Raw genomic sequence first — 17,516 nt, forward strand, 5'->3', positions numbered from 1 at the left:
ACGCCGGACGAGTCTATCAATGCATAGAGATTCTCCTATGTCGCATTGACGTCGGCAGTTGGCGTCCGTCCACACCGCCGTGTCATCTGCGACAAGGTCTGCTTGACCATGACCTGGCGGCGCTGAGCCTCCAGGATCTGCTGCGGACCGTCGACGTCGCCGTGGTCCTACCGTGTGTACTCGGCGTGTAGTTCGGCGTAGGGGCGGCGGCGGTCGGGGTGGCGTCGGATTCTGCCCATGCCGATCTCGGCGCAGCAGTGCGTCGTGGGGTTGTGGGCGCGGTGTGCCGGGCACTCCTCGGCCAGGGCGCGGACCTGGTCGGCTTGCAGCTCGAACGCCTCGCGGCTGCCGGTGAGCACCAGCGTCTCGGCGGCGATGTCCCACCGCAGATGGTCGCGGAACTCCTGGTGCCAGGCTTTCAGGTGGTCGGCGGCAGGCCGTGCCGGCCATGCTCGGCCGGGCAGTACGACGGTGTGCGGTCTGCCGGCCCCGAGCCGGGAGCGGACCTGTTTCCAGCGTGACGGCGGGAACGCGAGACGGTGGTGCAGCAGCACCAGGTCGAGCGGGCGGCCCCAGGCATGGTCGGTCGGCAGTTCCGCGCGACGCAGCGGGAGGTAGATGATCGTTCGTGGCGACCGGGCGGCCAGGCCCCACGCCTGGGCGAACATCACCGCGGTTTCCTTGTCGAGGCAGAACTGCGCGCCGAGACGGCCCTCGTAGAGACCGGCGAACCTCGGTGACCTCGCCGGCTGCAGGACCCGGTACTGGTGGTGTCCGAGCTGCACCGTGCTGATCGTCACCGGCCACCTGCGCCCGCCCAACCGTTGCGTCACTCCAGCCGTATCCTCTCGACCTGCCGTCGGTCCGCCGGTCTGTGCGGGCATTGTGGCCGTAGCCCGCGTGGCATGGCGAGGGACTTTCCGGATGGTGCCGGGCACGGTCGTCACGTTGACGCGCGACGGCCCGTGAGCGTCGCTATGCGGCGGCTCTCAGGGGCTCGAGGGCGGCCAGGACGAGGTCGAGCCCGAACATGAACTCCTCTGCCGGGTCGTAGCCGGCAGCGACGAGCGCCGCAGCGGACTCGTTGAGGTAGGGGAACTCGTCGGGAGGAAGCTGGGGCAGGAAGACGTCCTTGGCCATGTCCGTGAATTCATCGGCGGTGTCGAACGGCAGGCTGGCTTCCTGCAGGGCGAACCCGTAGACGTAGACGTCGAGCAACCAGTTGGCGTGCGTCGCCATCAGAACCGAGAAGCCGGCCCTCCGCAGGCAGGCGGTGACCGCTTCGCGGTGGCGGAGGTGCGCGGGCCCCGGCGATGTCCGGGACTCCATCAGGCCGATCGCCCACGGATGGCGTGCGAGGACCTGTCGGGCCGATAGCGTCCGCCGTCGCATCGCCGACTGCCAGTCGGTCCCCTCGGGCGGGAGCTCGATCTCCTCGAACACGACGTCGATCATCGCGTCCAGCAGCTCCTCCTTGTTCGCCACGTAGTGGTAGAGCGACATCGCTCCCGCGCCGAGCACGCCAGCCAGCCGGCGCATGCTCAGCCCGTTGACCCCCTCGCGGTCGGCGAGCCGGATCGCCTCGACCACCACCCGCTGCTTGCTGAGCCCCGCGTCTGACGCGACCTGGCGTTGCTTCCTGGCAGACACGGGTCTCCTCGCTCCCTCGAACGGCTTGACAATCGTACACCGTACGAGAATAGTACGGTGTACGACGTACGGTGTACGAGTCAGTGCGGGTCGCAGCTTGGACGCGAGGAGGCCCTGTGGGGAACGAACAGCGATCGAACGCATCAGCACGCCTGGTGCCAGGGGCCGGTCCGGCCGAGGCGGTGACGATGCGGGCCGCCGTCCAGCACCGCTACGGCCCGCCCTCGGTGCTCACGTCGTCCGAGGTCGGGCGTCCGCTGCCCGGTCGAAACGAGGTGCTCGTCCAGGTGGGCGCGGCCTCGGTACATCCTGGCGACTACTTCGTCATGACCGGAAAGCCGTACGTGGTGCGCCTGGTGTTCGGCTTCCGCCGGCCGCGTCACGGGATCCCCGGCAGGGACCTCGCCGGCGTCGTGGCAGCGGTCGGAAAGGACGTCACCGCTCTCCGCCCCGGCGACGAGGTGTTCGGCTGGAGCACGGCCGGAGCGCTCGCGGAGTACGCCTGCGTCCCGACGGACCACCTCGTGCCCGTGCCCGCCAACCTGTCGGCCGTGGATGCGGCGGCGGTGCCCACGTCGGCCATGACGGCGTTGCAGGCGTTGCGCGACATCGCGAACGTTCGACCGGGCCAGACGGTGCTTGTCACGGGCGCGTCGGGCGGCGTGGGCTCCTTCGCCGTGCAGATCGCCAAGGCGTTCGGCGCCGAGGTGACGGGTGTGTGCAGCCCCCGCAACGTCGACCTGGTCCGGTCGCTCGGCGCCGACCACGTCGTCGACTACACGAGGACCGACTTCACCCGCACCGAGAAGCGCTACGACGTCATCCTCGACAACGTGGAGGCGCAGCCCCTGGCGGCTGTCCGCCGCGCGCTGACGCCCACCGGCACCCTCATCCCCAACAGCGGACACGGCGGCCGCTGGCTCGGCCCCCTCGGTCGGATCGCCAAGGCGCGCCTGCTGTCCGGGTTCACCCGTCAGCGGTTGAAGCCCTTCACGTCCGTCGGGAAGCGCAAGGACCTGCTCACCCTGGCCGACCTGCTCACGACCGGGCAGGTCACACCCGTCATCGACCGCACCTACCCCCTCGACGAAGCAGCCGATGCCCTCCGGCATGTCGCGGCCGGCCACACCCGAGGGAAGGTCGTCGTCACCATCTGACGACCAGACGACGAGCACGACTCACCCCGCGCGTACGACCCAGACCTGCCGCCACTCGGGCGGACGGACCGCTCCTCTCGAAAGAAGAACCGATGACCATCCGAACGACAACCCCGGACCTGCTCGACAGCCCGCCGATCCCCGTGCAGGCCAAGCTCGCCGCCGCATGGACCAGCTTCATGTTCCTCTACGTCTACGTCGACTACTTCCACCTCTACAAGCCCGGGACCATTGACGGCATCCTGGTCGGCGTCGTCTTCGAGTTCGACATCAGCCCGGCGTTGATGACCGTGTTCCTCGCGCTCATCGCGATCCCGGCCCTGATGGTGATGCTCTCCATGACGCTGACCGCCCGGGCGAACCGCACCACGAACCTCGTCGTGGCATCGCTGTACGTCCCCGTCACGGTGTTCAACGCGGTGGGGGAGTCCTGGGACTGGGCCTCCTTCTACGGCCTCTCCATCGGAATCGAGGTGCTGCTCCTGGCCTTCATCCTGCGCTCCGCCTGGACCTGGCCCCGCCGCGTCGCATCGCCGGTGACCACGGCAGCCACCGTGTGAAGAGTATGGACAGAGCCGCGACGTCGATCTGTCTGACCGGGCGGGTTCGGAAGGCGGAGCGTGAACACGGCTCCCGCCCCGGCGGTGCCGGAGACCTCCGCGGTACCGCCGTGTGATTCGGCGATCTTACGGACGATGGCGAGCCCCAGACCGCTGCCGCCCATTTGCCGGTTGCGGGATTTCTCGGCCCGCCAGAACCGTTCGAAGACCAGGCCACGCTGTTCCTCCGGAATTCCCGGCCCGGTATCGGCCACGACGATCTCGGCGTGCACACCCCCGGTCTGCGAGGAGATGGTGACCCGGCCGTTGGCGGGCGTGTGCCGGATCGCGTTGGTGATCAGGTTGCCGATGGCCTGCCGGAGCCGGATCGGATCGGCGCTGAGAGTGCCGGGTGCGGCATCGACGACCAGCGCGACGCCGGCGGACTCGGCGGCGGGGGCGAAGGCGTCCGCCACCTCCTGCAGCAGTTCGGGCACCTCGACCTGCCGCCGGTGCAGCTTCAGCTCGCCCGCGTCGGCTGCGGCGAGGTCCTGGAGGTCCTCGATGACGTGCTGGAGCAGCAGCGCCTCGTCCAGCAGCGAGCTGACCAGGTCCACGTCCAGTTCGACCACGCCGTCCTCGGCCGCCTCCAACCAGCCACGGATGTTCGTCACCGGCGTACGCATCTCGTGCGCGATGTCGCCGACCATGTCGCGGCGTAACTGCTCGACTCGGCACCGCTGCTCGGCCATCTCGTTGAACGCGTTGCCGAGTCGGGCGATCTCATCGCGCCCGGAGACCCGGACCCGCGCCGCGGTGTCGCCGTTGCGCATCCGCCCGGCCGCAGCGGTCAACGCGTGTAGCGGCCGGACCAGGCGTACCCCCACCAGGACCGTGACACCGACCGCGACGAGCAGCACCAGCCCGGCGACCCCGAAGATCCGTAGCCGGTTGGCCGGGGTGAGGTCGAAGGCGCCGACCGGCGTCGGGGTGCCCGGTTCGGTGACGAACAGCAGTACAGGCGGCGCGACGTAGTCGGCCATCTGGGTGCGCCGTGCCTCGGAGACGCAACCGTTGACGTCGTCGCGCTGTTCGGCGGTGATCGGGCCGGCCCTGGTCGGGGTCCACTGTCCGTCGAGGTCGGCTCGCACCGCTGGCATCCGCTGGCGGCCCAGGCATGTGTTGACCAGGTCGTCGAGCTGACCCAGCGCTCTCCGCTCGGTGGGGGTCGGCTCAGCCAACGAGTCGAACTCCTTCGCACACCGGATGTCGCCGGTGACGGCGGTGCCTGGGGACTCGATGCGGGGCCGCCCGCCGGGGGCGACGACGATCTCCGCGTCGGTGTACGCCGGAAGTAGCCCTTCCGCCGCGATCATCGGGACTGCGGTGGCGACATCCGCGGGGCTGCGCAGACAGTCCCGCGCTCTTTCCGCCTTCTTGCGTAGCGCGGCGCGTTCGGCGTCCGGTAGCTGGTACGGGCCGGTCGCCCGCGCGTCGATGCCGCCGCGTCCCGCTGTCGCGGCCAGGCTGGTGTCGACGTCGAGCGGGTCGACGGTGGCGGAGGCCCGCTGCGGCAGGGCTCCCTCGCCGGACGCGGCGATCGGGGCGCGGTTGCGGTCGGTCAGGACGACTCGTCGCTCGGTGGTCGCCGCGAGGGACCGCACCAGTGGCAGCACGCCCGTCCAGTCCCGGTGGGTCGCGGCGTGCCCGAGCAGGGCGTCGTAGATTCTCGCGTCGTCGGCGAGCGCCCGACCGCGCTCCTGCTGGAGCGCCCTGGTCGTGTCGCGTACGGCGAGCCAGGCGGTCGCCGAGATCGAGAGTACGGAGATCACCACGCTGAGGCCGAGCAGCCGGACCAGGAGGCTGCCGCGCCTGTGCCGCTTAGTCATCGGCGAGTTTGTATCCGATGCCGTACACGGTGAGCAGCCGTACCGGGCGGCGGGGATCCGCCTCGATCTTGCGGCGCAGGTTCATCACGTGCACGTCGACCGTGCGGCCGGTGATGTACGAATCGAGCCCGTGCAGCCGGCGGAGCAGCTGATCGCGGCTGAACACCCGCCCCGGCTCCGCCGCGAACGCGCTCAACAGGGCGAACTCCCCCGGGGTGCACACCACCGGGGCGCCCGCGACGGTGACCTCGTGGCGTACCGGATCAAGCAGAAGGTCGCCCACCCGCAGTGACGGCGCGACGGGCCGCGCAGCCGTGGACCGGGTCCGGCGGAGCAGGGTGCGGACCCGCGCCGCCAGTTCCCGCGGGCTGTAGGGCTTCGTCAGATAGTCGTCGGCGCCCAGGTCCAGGCCCAGCAGCAGGTCGTCCTCGGTGCTGCGGGCGGTGACCATCAGCACCGGCACCTCCGAGTCCCGACGCAGGATGCGGCACACGTCGAGTCCGTCGACGCGCGGCATCATGACGTCCAACACCAGCAGATCCGGCGGGCAGTGGCGGATCTCGTCCAGGGCGGCCCGGCCGTCGTGGACCACCGACACCCGGTGGCCCTCGTGCTCCAGGTATCGCCGGAGCAGCTCGGCCTGCTTGGGGTCGTCCTCGGCGACGAGCACGTGCGCGTTCACGGCGGCGAGTCTATGAGGCGTCAGGGCATCGAAACAGGTCGAAAACGGGACCACTACCGGATCACAACAGGTCTCTGACAAGTGGCCACCAGGATCTCCCTGCCGCCGGAAGGGGTGGCGCCCTCGCCCTCGGTGTGATCACAGACGGTCGTCCCGCCGTCCGGGCCGTCCGACTCGCTCCAACGGAGACCCTGTCCCTGCGAAGGAGAAGAAGTTGTCACTGTTGAAAGGCCTGGCCGCAATGGTCCTGGTCGCAGCCGGTCTGGTGCCCACGTCGCCCGCCCAGGCGAAGGGCCGCGCCTATCCGGTCCGGTCGCTCGACTACACCCTCGGCGACAGCGCTTTCACGGTCGCCGGCTTCCATACCGACGGCCCGGACTCGCCGACCCTGGCACCGATCGAGCTGACCGGCAACGTGCATTACCCGGCCACCGGCAACGGGCCGTTTCCGCTGGTGGTGCTCTCGCACGGCTACTGGGGCACGTGCGCCGACCGCGCCGCCGACGCCGAGGCGGCTCGCATCGAGAAGGAGTCGCCGGACGACTACTACGACGATCCGCGCTGGTTGGAGGCCTTACACCGGCTCTGGCAGTGGCCCTGCGCGCCCGGTGTCGCGGCGCTGCCCAGCTATCGCGGCTACGACTACCTCGCGCAACAGCTCGCCGCCCAGGGCATGATCGTCATCTCGATCAGCGCGAACGGAATCAATGCCGGCCAGATCGGCACCGAGGCCGACAACGCCCGCTCGAAACTCATCAACAAGCACCTCGCGCTCTGGACCGAACTGGCCCGCACCGGCCGTGGCGCCCTGGCCGGCCACTTCAGCGGCCCGGAGCCGGACTTCAGGGGCAAGATCGATTTTTCCCGTACGGGAACACTCGGGCACTCACGTGGCGGCCGTGCGGTGGCCTGGCACGCCGCGGACGTCCACCGCACCGATCTTCCGGCAGGCGTACGACTGGCCGGCGTCCTCGCCCTCGCCGCCGCTGGCTCGGGCACCGCCACCAACCCGGGTTCCCCGGACGCCAAGCTCTACCGGGTGACCTCGGCGCCGCTCGCGGTCTGGGTGGGCGGCTGCGACAGCGAGCAGGGCCTCGACTACGCGAGATTGGCAACCGGTCACACCCGAAAGCCGATCTACACCTGGCACGTGCGCGGCGCCAACCACAACTTCCTCAACACCCAGTGGTCTCCCGAGAGTGGGCAGGTCGGAGCAACCGACGACCAGGGCTTCAGCCCGGAGCCCGGCTGGTGCGGCACCCCGACGTTCCCGGACTGGGACCCGGACAGCGGCATGCCGGAGCCGCCGATCGAGTGGTCGCACGTGACCCGCAAACTGACCGAGACCGAACAACGCCAGGTCAGCGCCGGTTACGTCACCGCGTTCTTCCGTTCGGCGCTGCTCGGCGATCAGCAGGCCGAGGCGGTCATCAGCGGCTGCGTCGACCCGTACGCCTCCTTCACCGTGGTCGACGCAGAGAAGATCGATCCCCAGCTTCGCCGCAGATCGCGGTAGCGGCCGGTGTGGGCCGCGCCCCGAAGCGGGGTGCGGCCCACACCGGCGACCGGACGTTCCCGTCAGGAGACGGCGCAGCTGACGCCGTTGAGGGTGAAGGACCCGGGCTTGGCGGTGTTGCCGGTGTGGGTGGCCTGGAAGCCGATGTCGGTGGATCCGCCTGCTGCCAACGTGCCGTTGTACGAGACGTTGCGTGCGGAGATCTGACCGCTGGAGCCCGTGAAGGTGGCGTTCCAGCCGCCGGTCACGGTCTGCCCGCTGGGCAGGGTGAACGCCAGGGTCCAACCATCGATCGTCGTTGTGCCGCGATTGGTGATGTGGATGCTGGCGGTGAATCCGTCGTTCCAGGAGTTCATCGTGTAGCCCACCTCGCAGGCACCGGACTGGCCCGGCGGCGGGGTGGTCGGCGGAGGCGTGGTGGGCGGCGGGGTGGTCGGCGGCGGGGTGGTGGGCGGCGCGGTGGAGAAGGTGATGTTCGAGACGTAGGCGTTGATGTTCCAGGTCGCGTCCGAGTCGGTCTGGCTGGTGACCGGCTTGTCCTGGACGGTGAAGTTGCTGAAGTGCACGCCGCTGATGTTGACGGTCGACGACTTTCCGTGCAGGTTGACGACCTTCTTCACGTCGGAGGAAACGTTCGTGAAGTAGGCGTTCCGGATGGTCGAGGTGTTCTTCACCGTCCGCCAGGACGGCGGGCGATCCTCCTGAAGGTCGATCAGGCTGTCGGTCTGTTCGACCCTGACGTCCTCCCACCGGGTGTTCGAGACGACGGCGGTGTCGACTGCGTCGATCACCATCGAACGCCCGGCCTTCACCACGTCGATGTCGCGGAAGACGATCCCGTCCATGGAGGTGCCTTCGGTCTTGGTGCCGATCTTCGCGCAGGCGGAGTTGCTGTAGCAGACGATGTGCTCGTGGATGACGTTCCTGGTGTTGATCGTGCCGCTGTTGGCGAACTCGTTCTTGGTCGCCATGTTGTCGTCGCCCGTGTAGAGAAACGCGTTCGACAGCAGGCTGTTGGTCGACTCGTCGAAGTCCACGCCGTCGGTGTTGTTGTATCCCGTCGTAGGCCGGCAGTTGATCAGTTTGTAGTTCTTGATGGTGACCCTGTCGCTGCGGTAGACGAGCGTGTTCCAGTAGCTGGAGTCGCGGACGGTGACACCGTCGACCAGGATGTCGGAACTCTCCTCGATCTTCAGCAGGGCCAGATTGATGCCCTGGGCCCGCAGGTACTTCCCGTTGCCGTCGATGACGCCGCGACCCAGCAGCTTGGCGTTTCTCACCTGGTATATCCGGAGGGAGGCGTGCTGCATGCCCTCGATGTTCACCCCACCGCTGCCGGTGTTGAAGTCCGCCTTCTGGTTCGAGCCGTAGAGGACCGCACCGGTCGCCAGGTAGAGGGTCATGTTGCTCTTCATCCACAGCTCACCGACCTGGTACCGGCCCGGCGGCACGTACAGGATGTTGCGGGTCGCCCCGGACGCGGCGTCGATGGCGCTCTGGATCTTGGTCGTGACGAGCGTCGCCCCGGTGTTGTCGACGCCGTAGTCGGCGAGGTTCTTGACGTTGGCGTCCCCCAACTGGGGCGCGTTCGTCTCGGGCGCGTCGATCAGGATGAACAGCAGTTCCTTGGAGTCGAACTGGACGATCAGGTAGTTCGGGCCGCTGTTGAAGGTGATGGTGTTGCCGCTGCGGGCGACGGCGAGTTTCCGGCTCTTGGGGCTGACGGTGTAGGAGCTGAAGCCCTCGGCGACAGTGACCGAGAACTCGGCCGTGCCCGCTCCCGCCATGGAGCAGTGCGCGTAGTGCACCTGCATCTCAGGCGCGTACTTGGTCATCTTCTCGACGAACAGCGGCGCAGTGTCCGCCGTGACGGTGTAGAGCGGACTCTTCGTTGCGCCGCGCAGGGCGGGATCCGCGACGCAGCCGCCGGCGGCCAAGCCGGGTGAGCTGTTCCCGGCTTCGGTGGTCGCACCGTAGACCGGGGCCACCAGGGCACCGGTCCCGACGCCACCGATGGCGAGGAGAGCGATCGTTGCCCAGATCGCGAGGCGTTTGTTCTTCATGGGGACCTTTCTCGGGATTGACGGAGATTTCCGTACGGCCGCACAGCCGATTGCTTGTCACGACGGCGGAACAGGCCAGCCCGGGATGCCCGTCACCGGGGCGCCGCTTCTCGTGGTGGTGAAGAGCTCCGGTCGCCGAGAACCGTCACGCTGCCAGCTGCGGCGGAGTCGCCCGACCACCGCCCGCGACGGCGACGGCGGCGGGCCGGAGGTGACCTTTCCGTATCGCTCTGTTCATCGCTCGGTTTTCCTTGCCAGGGGGATCGGGAGCGGAGGAGCGGCGTCATCCAGAAACTTTCTACGCAGACGCTACGCCCTGACGTCGACGTTCGTCAATGAGTGGGTCGCTGCGGGCCGGAAACTATCGGAGCAGAACCGGGAAAGTTTCCGTCTCGCCGGTAGTGGGGCCCGAGTGGCGTGCCCGGACGGCGATCCTGCGGCTCCGCACCGTGTTCGCGTTGGCGGCGACGCGCTGCGTGCGTCGCGCTCGGTGGCGGTCCATCCCGTGGCCCGACGCTGGGCGGGGGTGGCACGCGGGTGGTCCTCGACCGGACGCGCCGGCCGCAACCTTGCCCCATTCATGCATGTGCATCTATTCTTTGGCGGCCATCGACTGCCAACGCAGGCAGTCGAAATATCGTCGAATCGCTTCGACAACCCAGCGTGACGGTTGGTTCGAAGACGGGAGATGCTTGTGAAACCCACACTCAGGAAGGTTCAGTTCGCCTTACTGTCCGGCGTACTGGCGCTGGCCGGAACCACAGCCGTGCTGCCGAGTGCCGCGTCGGCCGACAGCATGGCCCAGCTGAACGCCACCCAGCTCGTCGCGAACATGGGGGCGGGCTGGAATCTGGGGAACGCCCTGGAGGCCAACGTCAACGGGATCCCCAGCGAGACGGCATGGGGCAACCCGGTAGTGACGCAGGCCTTCATCGACCGGGTGAAGGCGGCGGGATTCAAGACGATCCGCATCCCGGTCTCCTATCTGGGAAACATCGGGTCCGCCCCGAACTACACGATCAACGCCGCCTGGCTGAATCGGATCCAGGAAATCGTCGACTACGCCTACGGTCGCGGTCTGTACGTGCTGATCAACATGCACGGCGACGGCTACAAGACCGTCACCGGCTCCTGGTTGATCTGCGACTCGTCGAACCAGACGACGATCAGGGACAAGTACCAGAAGGTCTGGCAGCAGGTCGCGACCAGGTTCCAGAGCTACAGCGAACGCCTCATCCTCGAATCCATGAACGAGGAGTTCGACGGACAGTACGGCAATCCCACCCAGCCGTGCTACTCGAACATCAACGCCTACAACCAGATCTTCGTGGACACGGTCCGGCGGACCGGCGGGAACAACACCTCGCGCTGGCTGCTCGTCCCCGGCTGGAACACCAACATCGACTACACCGTGGGCAACTACGGCTTCGTGCTGCCGACGGACCAGAACCGCTCGTCGTCCATCCCGGCCAACGAGCAGCGGCTCATGATCTCCGTGCACTACTACGACCCCTGGGACTTCGCCGGTGAGGAGAACGGCACCATCACGCAGTGGGGGCCGGCCGCCACCAACCCGGCACGGAAGTCGACCTGGGGACAGCAGGACTTCATGGACGGGCAACTGAAGAAGGTGCGTGACACCTTCGTCTCGCGTGGCTACCCCGTGTTCGTCGGTGAGTACGGTTCGGTCGACAAGACGTCGGCCGACTCGACGAACAACAGGTACCGCGCGGACTACGCGCGCACCCTGGTGTCCAGCGCCAAGAAGTACGGTGCGGCCACCGCCTACTGGGACAACGGCTACAACGGGGCGTACGGGTTCGGGCTGTTCAACCGCAGCAGCGCCACGGTCACGCAGCAGGGCATCATCGACGCCATCATGAGCGCCGTCGGCAGCACCACCCCGACCACGCCGCCGACCACCGCCCCGCCGACCACCCCGCCGCCGACCACCCCGCCCCCGACGACCCCGCCGCCGTCGGGCGGGCGGTCCTGCTCGGCGTCGTACACCCTGACCGGTGAGTGGCAGGGTGGCTTCCAGGCCGAGGTGCGGGTGACCGCGGGTAGCTCAGCGATCAGCGGTTGGACGGTGACCTGGACGTTCGCGAACGGGCAGCAGGTGTCGCAGGCGTGGAGCGCGACGCTGACCACCAGCGGCTCGACGGTCACCGCCCGCAACGTCAGCTACAACGGTTCGCTCAGTGCCGGCGGCAGCACGACCTTCGGCTTCCTGGGGTCGTCGAGCGGCACCAACGGCGTACCGTCCTTGTCCTGCGCGGCGAGCTGAGCAGGCCGTGAGCCGACGGGCCGGGCGTCGTCGACGCCCGGCCCGCGCGGTCGCGGCGCTGAGGCCCGGAGCGGTCGCTCGCGTGCCCCTGCCACCCGCCATCGACCTGGTCGGCGCGGCAGCCGTGCGGGTCAGAGCGCCGGGGACAGGTACAGGAGGCGGTTGGGCGAGCCGGCCCCCGGGTTGATCACGACCGGGCTGGCGACGCCGAACAGGTAGCTGGCCACCTGGGCCGGCGTCCAGGTCGGGTTGTTGCTGAGCACCCGGGCGGCAACGCCGGCAACGAGCGGCGCGGCGTGCGAGGTGCCGCTGATCGTCTGGGTCGCGGTCGTCGAGCTCCACCAGGCCGACGTGATGCGCTCGCCGGGAGCGAAGATGTCCAGGCAGGGGCCGAAGTTCGACCAGCTTGCCCGGTTGTCGTTCATCAGCGTCGCGCCCACGGTCAGCGCGGTCGGCACCGACGCGGGTGAGACGGTGCAGGCGCTCACGTTCGAGTTGCCGGCGGGGACCGTCACCGTGATGCCGTCGGCGACCGCGTTCGTCACGGCGGCGTCGAGCGCGACGGTGGGGCTGGTCAACACGCCGATGTTCGCCACGGCCGGCTGCCCGGCGGGGTGGTTGGCGATCATCCAGTTGATCCCGTTGATCAGCATCGACAGCGTGCTCGGCAGGGCGCAGTCGAACACCTTGACCGCGACCAGCACGACGTTCTTGGCCGCCCCGAAGGTCGTCCCGCCGACGGTGCCGGCGGCGTGGGTGCCGTGCCCGCTGCAGTCGTTCGCCGGAAGCGTGCCGTCGACGGCGTCGTAGCCGTATACCGCCTGGCCGCCGAAGTCGGCATGGCTGATCTGGATCCCGCTGTCCACGATGTACGCCCGGACGCCGGTCCCGACGCTGGTGAAGTTGTAGGTGCCGCTGAGCCCCAGCGATGCGTCGACCCGGTCGAGGTTCCACGGCGCGTTCGTCTGGGTGGTGGCCAGGCTGGTCAACCGGTCCTGCTCCACGGCCGCCACCGCCGGGTCGGCGGCCAGCTGGCGGGCCACCAGCTCCGAGGTCCGCACGGAGAAGCCGTTCAGCGCGTCGCGCCAGACCTGGTCCGGGCGGAAGCCGTACCGGTCGGCGAGGCGGGCCACGCCCGCGTGTCGATCGTCGACGGAGCCCCCACCTTCCTTCAGGGAGACCACGTAGCTGCCGGGCACGCGGGCGGCGGCGCCGACGCCGAGGATCTCGCCGGCCGTCCCGGACGGCGCTTCGGCGATGGGTGCCGCGGTGGCCGGTCCGGCAGCCATGGTGAGGAGCATGGTCGCGGTGGCGAGCGTGGCCGTGACGGCGGTTCCGGCGCGACGCCCTCGGGCGAAGATCGCGTGACGGTGGATTCCCATCTCCCAGCCTCCCTTGTTCCGGCCATTCCGGCGGCCGCGCGACGTGCCGATCGAATGGCCCGGAAGATTTTGGGGGAGCGTACAACGGATATTCGATCTGATTCCACGGGCGAATTCGCCGATCCCATCGAGATCAGTCTTTTTGAGCGTGGGGTGAGAAGAGTGCTGGTCTGATGTATCAGGGTTCTTCCGGGCCTCGACTGCGGCTGTTGTCAGTGGGAGGCCGCGGGTGCCTCGCCAGGGGTGTGGTCGGACGTCGTCGGCCCGGGCTGGCGCAGGGTGGCCGGAGGGCGCCTTCCAGATCTGCCGCGCGCCATACAGTAGGCGGACCGTCTGGCTGTCCCTTCGATCGATGGTCGCCGCGCCGCAGGCGTGTAGCGTTCGGTGTCGAAGCGGTGACCTCGGTTCATGCGGCGTCGGGAGGAACACCATGATCTCGGAAACGGTGGAATGCGCCTACTGCGGGCAGCCCAAGTCGGATCGAGTGCGCAAGTGCCCGCATTGCGGCAACGGCTGACAGGCCGTTACCGCACCTGCATCTGCATGACCTGCCCCTCGGGGTCGGTGCGAACCGCGAACGGCCGCTGATCGGCAGTTCCCTCCGCGGACCACGACCTGTCCACCAGTTGTACGACCTGCAGGATCTCGATCGTCCGATATCCGACCGAGGTGAGGTGGGCCGTTATCGCCGAGGCGATGCTGGCAGCGCTCACCGGGGGTTGCTTCACCAGGATTCCGCGTGCGCGCAGCTCAAGCGCCACGGCCTTCAGCACGTCGTAGGTGAAGTTCCCGGCCACACCAGCCAGAACGGCGTCGCGGAGAAAGTCGGCGACGCCGAGGGTGTGGGCCGCGTCCGACAGTTCGTCTCCGGCAACTCCATTCAGCACCAGGGAGGAACCGTCGTCCAGCGGAACGATCAGTTGCGTCATGCGGACATGCTGGCAGACCCGCGCACCGTGATCGTAGGAGGACCGTGTGGAGGGTTACCCCGGATCCGGACGCGTGTGGTGGCTCGGTTTCTGGCAGACCGCCAAGCACGCCCACTGGTGGCTCAGCGCGGACGTGCGCCCGTCCGGCAGTGCCGATCCCCTGGCCGTGGGCTCGATCGACCTCGACCGGCTGACCGAGCCCCTGGCCGCCCTGGCGGCTTCGCTTCCGGACCTCGTCGCAACGGAACGGGCGATGCTCGCCGACCTCGACCGCCGCATCAGGGACGCGGTTCCCCGGGGCGACGACGACGCATCGGTGGCGTCCGCCATCGCGAGCCGTATCGAACTCTCCCGTGAAAAGGTCGCCCTCTTCAACGCCGCTGCCCGACGCGCCTGGACCGGTGCGATGGTCGATCCGGCCGGCAACCTCGCGTTGTGCCGCGAGCTGGGTGGCATCCTGCTGCCACAGGAGCTGCGAGATCGGCTCAGGACGTCGCACGCGGACGACACGACGCTCGTCGTAGCTCCTGGCCCCGGCCTGTCGAGCGTGCCGTGGGAGCTTCTCGTCATCGACGACGACCACGACGTCCGGCTCGTCGAGCGCGCCAGCGTCCTCGGTGGAGTGAGCCCGGCCCTGCTGGTCAACCTGGCCAGGCCGGCACCGCCCTGGGCCGGCGGCGGCCGGGCCGTGCGAGTCGTCGATCCCACGGCGGCCGGGAGCCGAGCCGGGGGCGGACGCATCTACCCCGACGGGGTGCCCGAGGCGTGGCGCAGCCGCAGTGGCGACGACGACGCGCTGCTCGGCGCGGGTGCGACCATGGGCTGCTCGCCCACGGAACTGGCCGCGACCCTCCAAGCGGAGGAGTGGGCCCGCCTGGTGTTCGTCGGCCACGCCTCCGCCACGGACCCGGCGATGCCGACCTCGGCGGGCCTGGAGCTGGCCGTCGACGTGGAGATTGGGGACTCGCGGCTCACCGCCGGGCGGTGGCTCAGGGAACCCACTCGGTGGCCCGCCCCTCGCCGGGTGGGCTTCGTCGCCTGCCAGTCCGACGACGCCGGTTACGCCGAGCAGATCGGCCTCACCCTCGCGGCGTTGAACGCGGGCGCGCGTACCGTGATCGCCACGCGGTGGAGCCTGCCGAGCGACGGTTCGGAGCGCCTGGTGGCCGGCGGGGCGCCGATCGGCTCGGCCACGACCGCGCTCGCGCTGGCCGTCGACGCGGCACTGGGCGCGACCGATCCCGTCGGGGCCGTCGGCGCGTGGCAACGTGACCGGCTCGACTGCTGGCGCTCCGCGAGCAGCGACGCCGCCCGCCGCCTGCACGCACCGTTGGTGTGGTCGGCCCTGGTGGCCTACGACGTTCCTGACGCCGCGGTCAGCACGATCCCAGGACTCGACCAGCCCGTCGTGCGGCGGCCGGTGCCCGAGGCACCACGTCGCGACGTCCCCCCGGAGCCGCCGGCCGGCGACCCCGCCGAGGTGGCGAAGAGCAGCCTGGCGGCGGGCGTGGCGGCGTTCGGCCGCGCCGACTGGCAGGAGGCGCGCGAGCACTATCTTGTCGCCCTCGCCGCCTTCACCGCCTGCGGCGACCCGAAGGGCGTCGCCGACGCCACGACCAACGTCGGGAACACCGCCTACTTCCTGGGAGACCTGGAGGAGGCCGCCGACCGGTACCGGACGGCACTGCCTCTGTACCGGGACCTCGGCCTCGATCGGCAGACGGCCGTCGTCGGGCAGAACCTGGGCAACGTGTCCTTCCAGCGCGGTGAGCTCGACGTAGCCGCGGAGCAGTACCGGGCGGCCGCCGAAGCCCTGCTCAGGGGTGGCTTCCGCCGCCACGCGGCGGACACGCTGGTGAACCTGGGTGCCGTTCTGATCGAACTCGGCCGCCCGCACCTCGCCCTCGAACACCTGGACCAGGCAGGTGCCCTGTACCGGGAGACGTGCGACGAGAGCGAACTGGGCGGCAAGCTCGCCGAACTCGACCAGAACACCGGGCTGGCGCTGGCCGGGGTCAAGTCCTTCGAACGTGCCCGCGCCCACCTGCTCTCCGCACTGCGGCACTGGCAGACCGGCGAACCGTCGGCGGAGCGGGCCGCCCGCGCCAACCACAACCTGGGTCTCGTCGCGTTCCGCGCGGGCGACCTGCCGGAGGCGCAGCTCAGGTACGGCCTCGCGCTGGAGCACTTCCACACGGTGGGCAACGAGCACGAGGCGGCCGACGCCAGGCTCGGCCTGGGGACCGTCGCCCGGCACCGGGGCGACGTGAGCGGAGCCCGGTCGAACTTTCGGCAGGCACAGGAGCACTACCGCAGGACGGGGCAGTGGCTGGCCTACGCCCAGGCCGTGTTCAACGAAGGGCTGACCCATCCGGGTGACAGCGGCCAGAGGTTCGATCTGCTGGCCGGCGCGTGGGCGGCGATGCAGTCGATGTCGTGGCGGCTCGCGCACGTCAGCGAGCGGGCGGCCTGGCGCGCCGCCCTCGACCACGCCAACTACGAGGTCCTGGAGTCCGCTCGCCTCAGTGGCCGCGCCCGCCAGTTCGCCGAGTTGCTCGAGTCGCTGCGCATAGCCGGCACGCTGCGCCGCGTCGGGCCGACCCCACTGTCTCCGGCGCTTCCGGCAGAGGCCGACCGGGACGCCCCGTTCGTGGAGCCGCTGCCGTCGATGACCCTCTCCGCCGGACCGATCATGCCCTGGGCGCCGTCGTCGGCCGCCGACGAGGCTCCCTGCGACGCGCCGCCGTGGATCGACTGCGGCTGGCCCCCCACTCTGGCCGACGCCGTCGCGCGCGCCGAGGAGATCATCGCCGTCGCCGGGTCGGCGACGCTGCCCCTGCGCAGGGGGGCGGTGTCGCTGGTTGCGCTGCTGAACCGCCACCCGCAACAGGAATGACCCACGACCGAGACAGCACGGGTACGCAATCCGACCAGACCACGGAGGTGGCTCACCCCATGTTCCCACTCGAGCTGGCGCACCAGGCCAAAGGCACGCCCGTGGAGACCCTGTACAGGATCGTCGAGGCGGTGGGCCTCGTGATCACCGTGCAGGGCTCCGGCGATCTCGACCGGATCGTCGGCGACGTGGTGACGGTGGCCCCGCGCCTCGCCGAGGACCACGAGGTCAGAACCGATGGCCTGATCATGAGCCGCGTGGGTCTCTACCGCGTCCTCTGGGGCGCCCTCAGGTGGCCCGGCGGAAGCCTGGCCATCCTGGCCCCACTCTCCCTGCACGACAGGCAGGACGTCAGCGAGTGGACCCGGCACTTCATCAGAGAGGTGCTCGATCCGATCCAGACCCTGTCGCGGCAGGGCTATTCCGTCGGCGGAGGCGGCAAGGGAATGGTGACCGAGGAGGACTTCTGCCGCGCGTTCCAGCAGGCGTACGTCTAGCACTCCGTCCTTTCCGAGGCCCACCGCCC

General features: G+C 69.4%; 14 protein-coding genes. 7 read left to right on the forward strand and 7 right to left on the reverse strand.

Annotated features, from left to right (window positions below):
* Positions 1 to 167: 167 nt before the first annotated feature.
* Both ACVMYR_RS05405 and ACVMYR_RS05410 read right to left on the reverse strand, forming a co-directional pair.
* On the reverse strand, positions 168 to 800 hold the full coding sequence (locus ACVMYR_RS05405; protein WP_457121221.1) for a hypothetical protein: 633 nt from the start codon (positions 798 to 800) through the stop codon (positions 168 to 170).
* A gap of 175 nt (positions 801 to 975) precedes the next feature.
* Positions 976 to 1,650, reverse strand: coding sequence for a TetR/AcrR family transcriptional regulator (locus tag ACVMYR_RS05410; protein WP_077935175.1), 675 nt, complete (start codon positions 1,648 to 1,650; stop codon positions 976 to 978).
* A 188-nt stretch (positions 1,651 to 1,838) separates the two neighbouring features.
* On the opposite strand from ACVMYR_RS05410, the gene ACVMYR_RS05415 reads away from it, so the two are divergent.
* Both ACVMYR_RS05415 and ACVMYR_RS05420 read left to right on the forward strand, forming a co-directional pair.
* Entirely contained in the window at positions 1,839 to 2,807 is a 969-nt protein-coding gene (locus ACVMYR_RS05415; protein WP_457121303.1) for an NAD(P)-dependent alcohol dehydrogenase, read from the forward strand.
* A gap of 92 nt (positions 2,808 to 2,899) precedes the next feature.
* Positions 2,900 to 3,367 (forward strand): DUF6326 family protein, encoded by a 468-nt coding sequence (locus ACVMYR_RS05420; RefSeq protein WP_457121222.1) that lies wholly within the window; start codon positions 2,900 to 2,902, stop codon positions 3,365 to 3,367.
* Here ACVMYR_RS05420 and ACVMYR_RS05425 read toward each other — a convergent pair.
* Together ACVMYR_RS05425 and ACVMYR_RS05430 are read right to left on the reverse strand one after the other, a co-directional pair.
* Positions 3,256 to 5,235, reverse strand: a complete 1,980-nt coding sequence (locus ACVMYR_RS05425; RefSeq protein WP_457121223.1) for a sensor histidine kinase — start codon at positions 5,233 to 5,235, stop codon at positions 3,256 to 3,258. The two genes, ACVMYR_RS05420 and ACVMYR_RS05425, sit on opposite strands and share 112 nt — an antisense overlap.
* Positions 5,228 to 5,917: a response regulator transcription factor gene (locus ACVMYR_RS05430; RefSeq protein ID WP_077935172.1), complete on the reverse strand. Its 690-nt coding sequence runs from the start codon at positions 5,915 to 5,917 to the stop codon at positions 5,228 to 5,230. Before ACVMYR_RS05430 ends, ACVMYR_RS05425 begins: the two co-directional genes overlap by 8 nt.
* A 214-nt stretch (positions 5,918 to 6,131) precedes the next feature.
* Here ACVMYR_RS05430 and ACVMYR_RS05435 point away from each other — a divergent pair, with 214 nt between their 5' ends.
* On the forward strand, positions 6,132 to 7,433 hold the full coding sequence (locus ACVMYR_RS05435; RefSeq protein ID WP_457121224.1) for a hypothetical protein: 1,302 nt from the start codon (positions 6,132 to 6,134) through the stop codon (positions 7,431 to 7,433).
* Between the two features lie 62 nt (positions 7,434 to 7,495).
* On the opposite strand, the gene ACVMYR_RS05440 is transcribed toward ACVMYR_RS05435, so the two are convergent.
* Complete coding sequence (locus ACVMYR_RS05440; RefSeq protein ID WP_457121225.1) at positions 7,496 to 9,496, reverse strand: cellulose binding domain-containing protein; 2,001 nt, start codon at positions 9,494 to 9,496, stop codon at positions 7,496 to 7,498.
* Positions 9,497 to 10,292: 796 nt separating this feature from the next.
* Between ACVMYR_RS05440 and ACVMYR_RS05445 the strand changes: the two genes are divergently transcribed.
* On the forward strand, positions 10,293 to 11,783 hold the full coding sequence (locus tag ACVMYR_RS05445) for a cellulase family glycosylhydrolase (protein WP_457121226.1): 1,491 nt from the start codon (positions 10,293 to 10,295) through the stop codon (positions 11,781 to 11,783).
* 131 nt (positions 11,784 to 11,914) lie between these two features.
* On the opposite strand, the gene ACVMYR_RS05450 is transcribed toward ACVMYR_RS05445, so the two are convergent.
* The gene (locus ACVMYR_RS05450) at positions 11,915 to 13,165 is read right to left on the reverse strand and encodes a S8 family peptidase (RefSeq protein WP_431894377.1); all 1,251 of its coding nucleotides are present in this window, start codon (positions 13,163 to 13,165) and stop codon (positions 11,915 to 11,917) included.
* Positions 13,166 to 13,595: 430 nt separating this feature from the next.
* On the opposite strand from ACVMYR_RS05450, the gene ACVMYR_RS05455 reads away from it, so the two are divergent.
* On the forward strand, positions 13,596 to 13,682 hold the full coding sequence (locus ACVMYR_RS05455; protein WP_377536270.1) for a zinc ribbon domain-containing protein: 87 nt from the start codon (positions 13,596 to 13,598) through the stop codon (positions 13,680 to 13,682).
* 7 nt (positions 13,683 to 13,689) lie between these two features.
* On the opposite strand, the gene ACVMYR_RS05460 is transcribed toward ACVMYR_RS05455, so the two are convergent.
* On the reverse strand, positions 13,690 to 14,094 hold the full coding sequence (locus ACVMYR_RS05460) for a hypothetical protein (RefSeq protein WP_077935166.1): 405 nt from the start codon (positions 14,092 to 14,094) through the stop codon (positions 13,690 to 13,692).
* Positions 14,095 to 14,167: 73 nt separating this feature from the next.
* Here ACVMYR_RS05460 and ACVMYR_RS05465 point away from each other — a divergent pair, with 73 nt between their 5' ends.
* Together ACVMYR_RS05465 and ACVMYR_RS05470 are read left to right on the forward strand one after the other, a co-directional pair.
* Positions 14,168 to 16,990 carry a CHAT domain-containing tetratricopeptide repeat protein gene (locus ACVMYR_RS05465; RefSeq protein WP_457121227.1) on the forward strand — a complete coding sequence of 941 codons (2,823 nt, stop codon included), beginning with the start codon at positions 14,168 to 14,170 and terminating at the stop codon, positions 16,988 to 16,990.
* A 59-nt stretch (positions 16,991 to 17,049) separates the two neighbouring features.
* On the forward strand, positions 17,050 to 17,487 hold the full coding sequence (locus ACVMYR_RS05470) for a hypothetical protein (protein WP_077935168.1): 438 nt from the start codon (positions 17,050 to 17,052) through the stop codon (positions 17,485 to 17,487).
* The last annotated feature ends 29 nt before the right edge of the window (positions 17,488 to 17,516 follow it).

The sequence above is a fragment of the Micromonospora sp. PTRAS2 genome (assembly GCF_054052245.1).

Coding starts and splice junctions, on each gene's coding strand:
- ACVMYR_RS05445 (WP_457121226.1), top strand. CDS start 10,293: ATGGCCCAGCTGAACGCCACCCAGCTCGTCGCGAACATGGGGGCGGGC.
- ACVMYR_RS05440 (WP_457121225.1), bottom strand. CDS start 9,496: ATGAAGAACAAACGCCTCGCGATCTGGGCAACGATCGCTCTCCTCGCC.
- ACVMYR_RS05415 (WP_457121303.1), top strand. CDS start 1,839: ATGCGGGCCGCCGTCCAGCACCGCTACGGCCCGCCCTCGGTGCTCACG.
- ACVMYR_RS05455 (WP_377536270.1), top strand. CDS start 13,596: ATGATCTCGGAAACGGTGGAATGCGCCTACTGCGGGCAGCCCAAGTCG.
- ACVMYR_RS05460 (WP_077935166.1), bottom strand. CDS start 14,094: ATGACGCAACTGATCGTTCCGCTGGACGACGGTTCCTCCCTGGTGCTG.
- ACVMYR_RS05425 (WP_457121223.1), bottom strand. CDS start 5,235: ATGACTAAGCGGCACAGGCGCGGCAGCCTCCTGGTCCGGCTGCTCGGC.
- ACVMYR_RS05450 (WP_431894377.1), bottom strand. CDS start 13,165: ATGGGAATCCACCGTCACGCGATCTTCGCCCGAGGGCGTCGCGCCGGA.
- ACVMYR_RS05470 (WP_077935168.1), top strand. CDS start 17,050: ATGTTCCCACTCGAGCTGGCGCACCAGGCCAAAGGCACGCCCGTGGAG.
- ACVMYR_RS05420 (WP_457121222.1), top strand. CDS start 2,900: ATGACCATCCGAACGACAACCCCGGACCTGCTCGACAGCCCGCCGATC.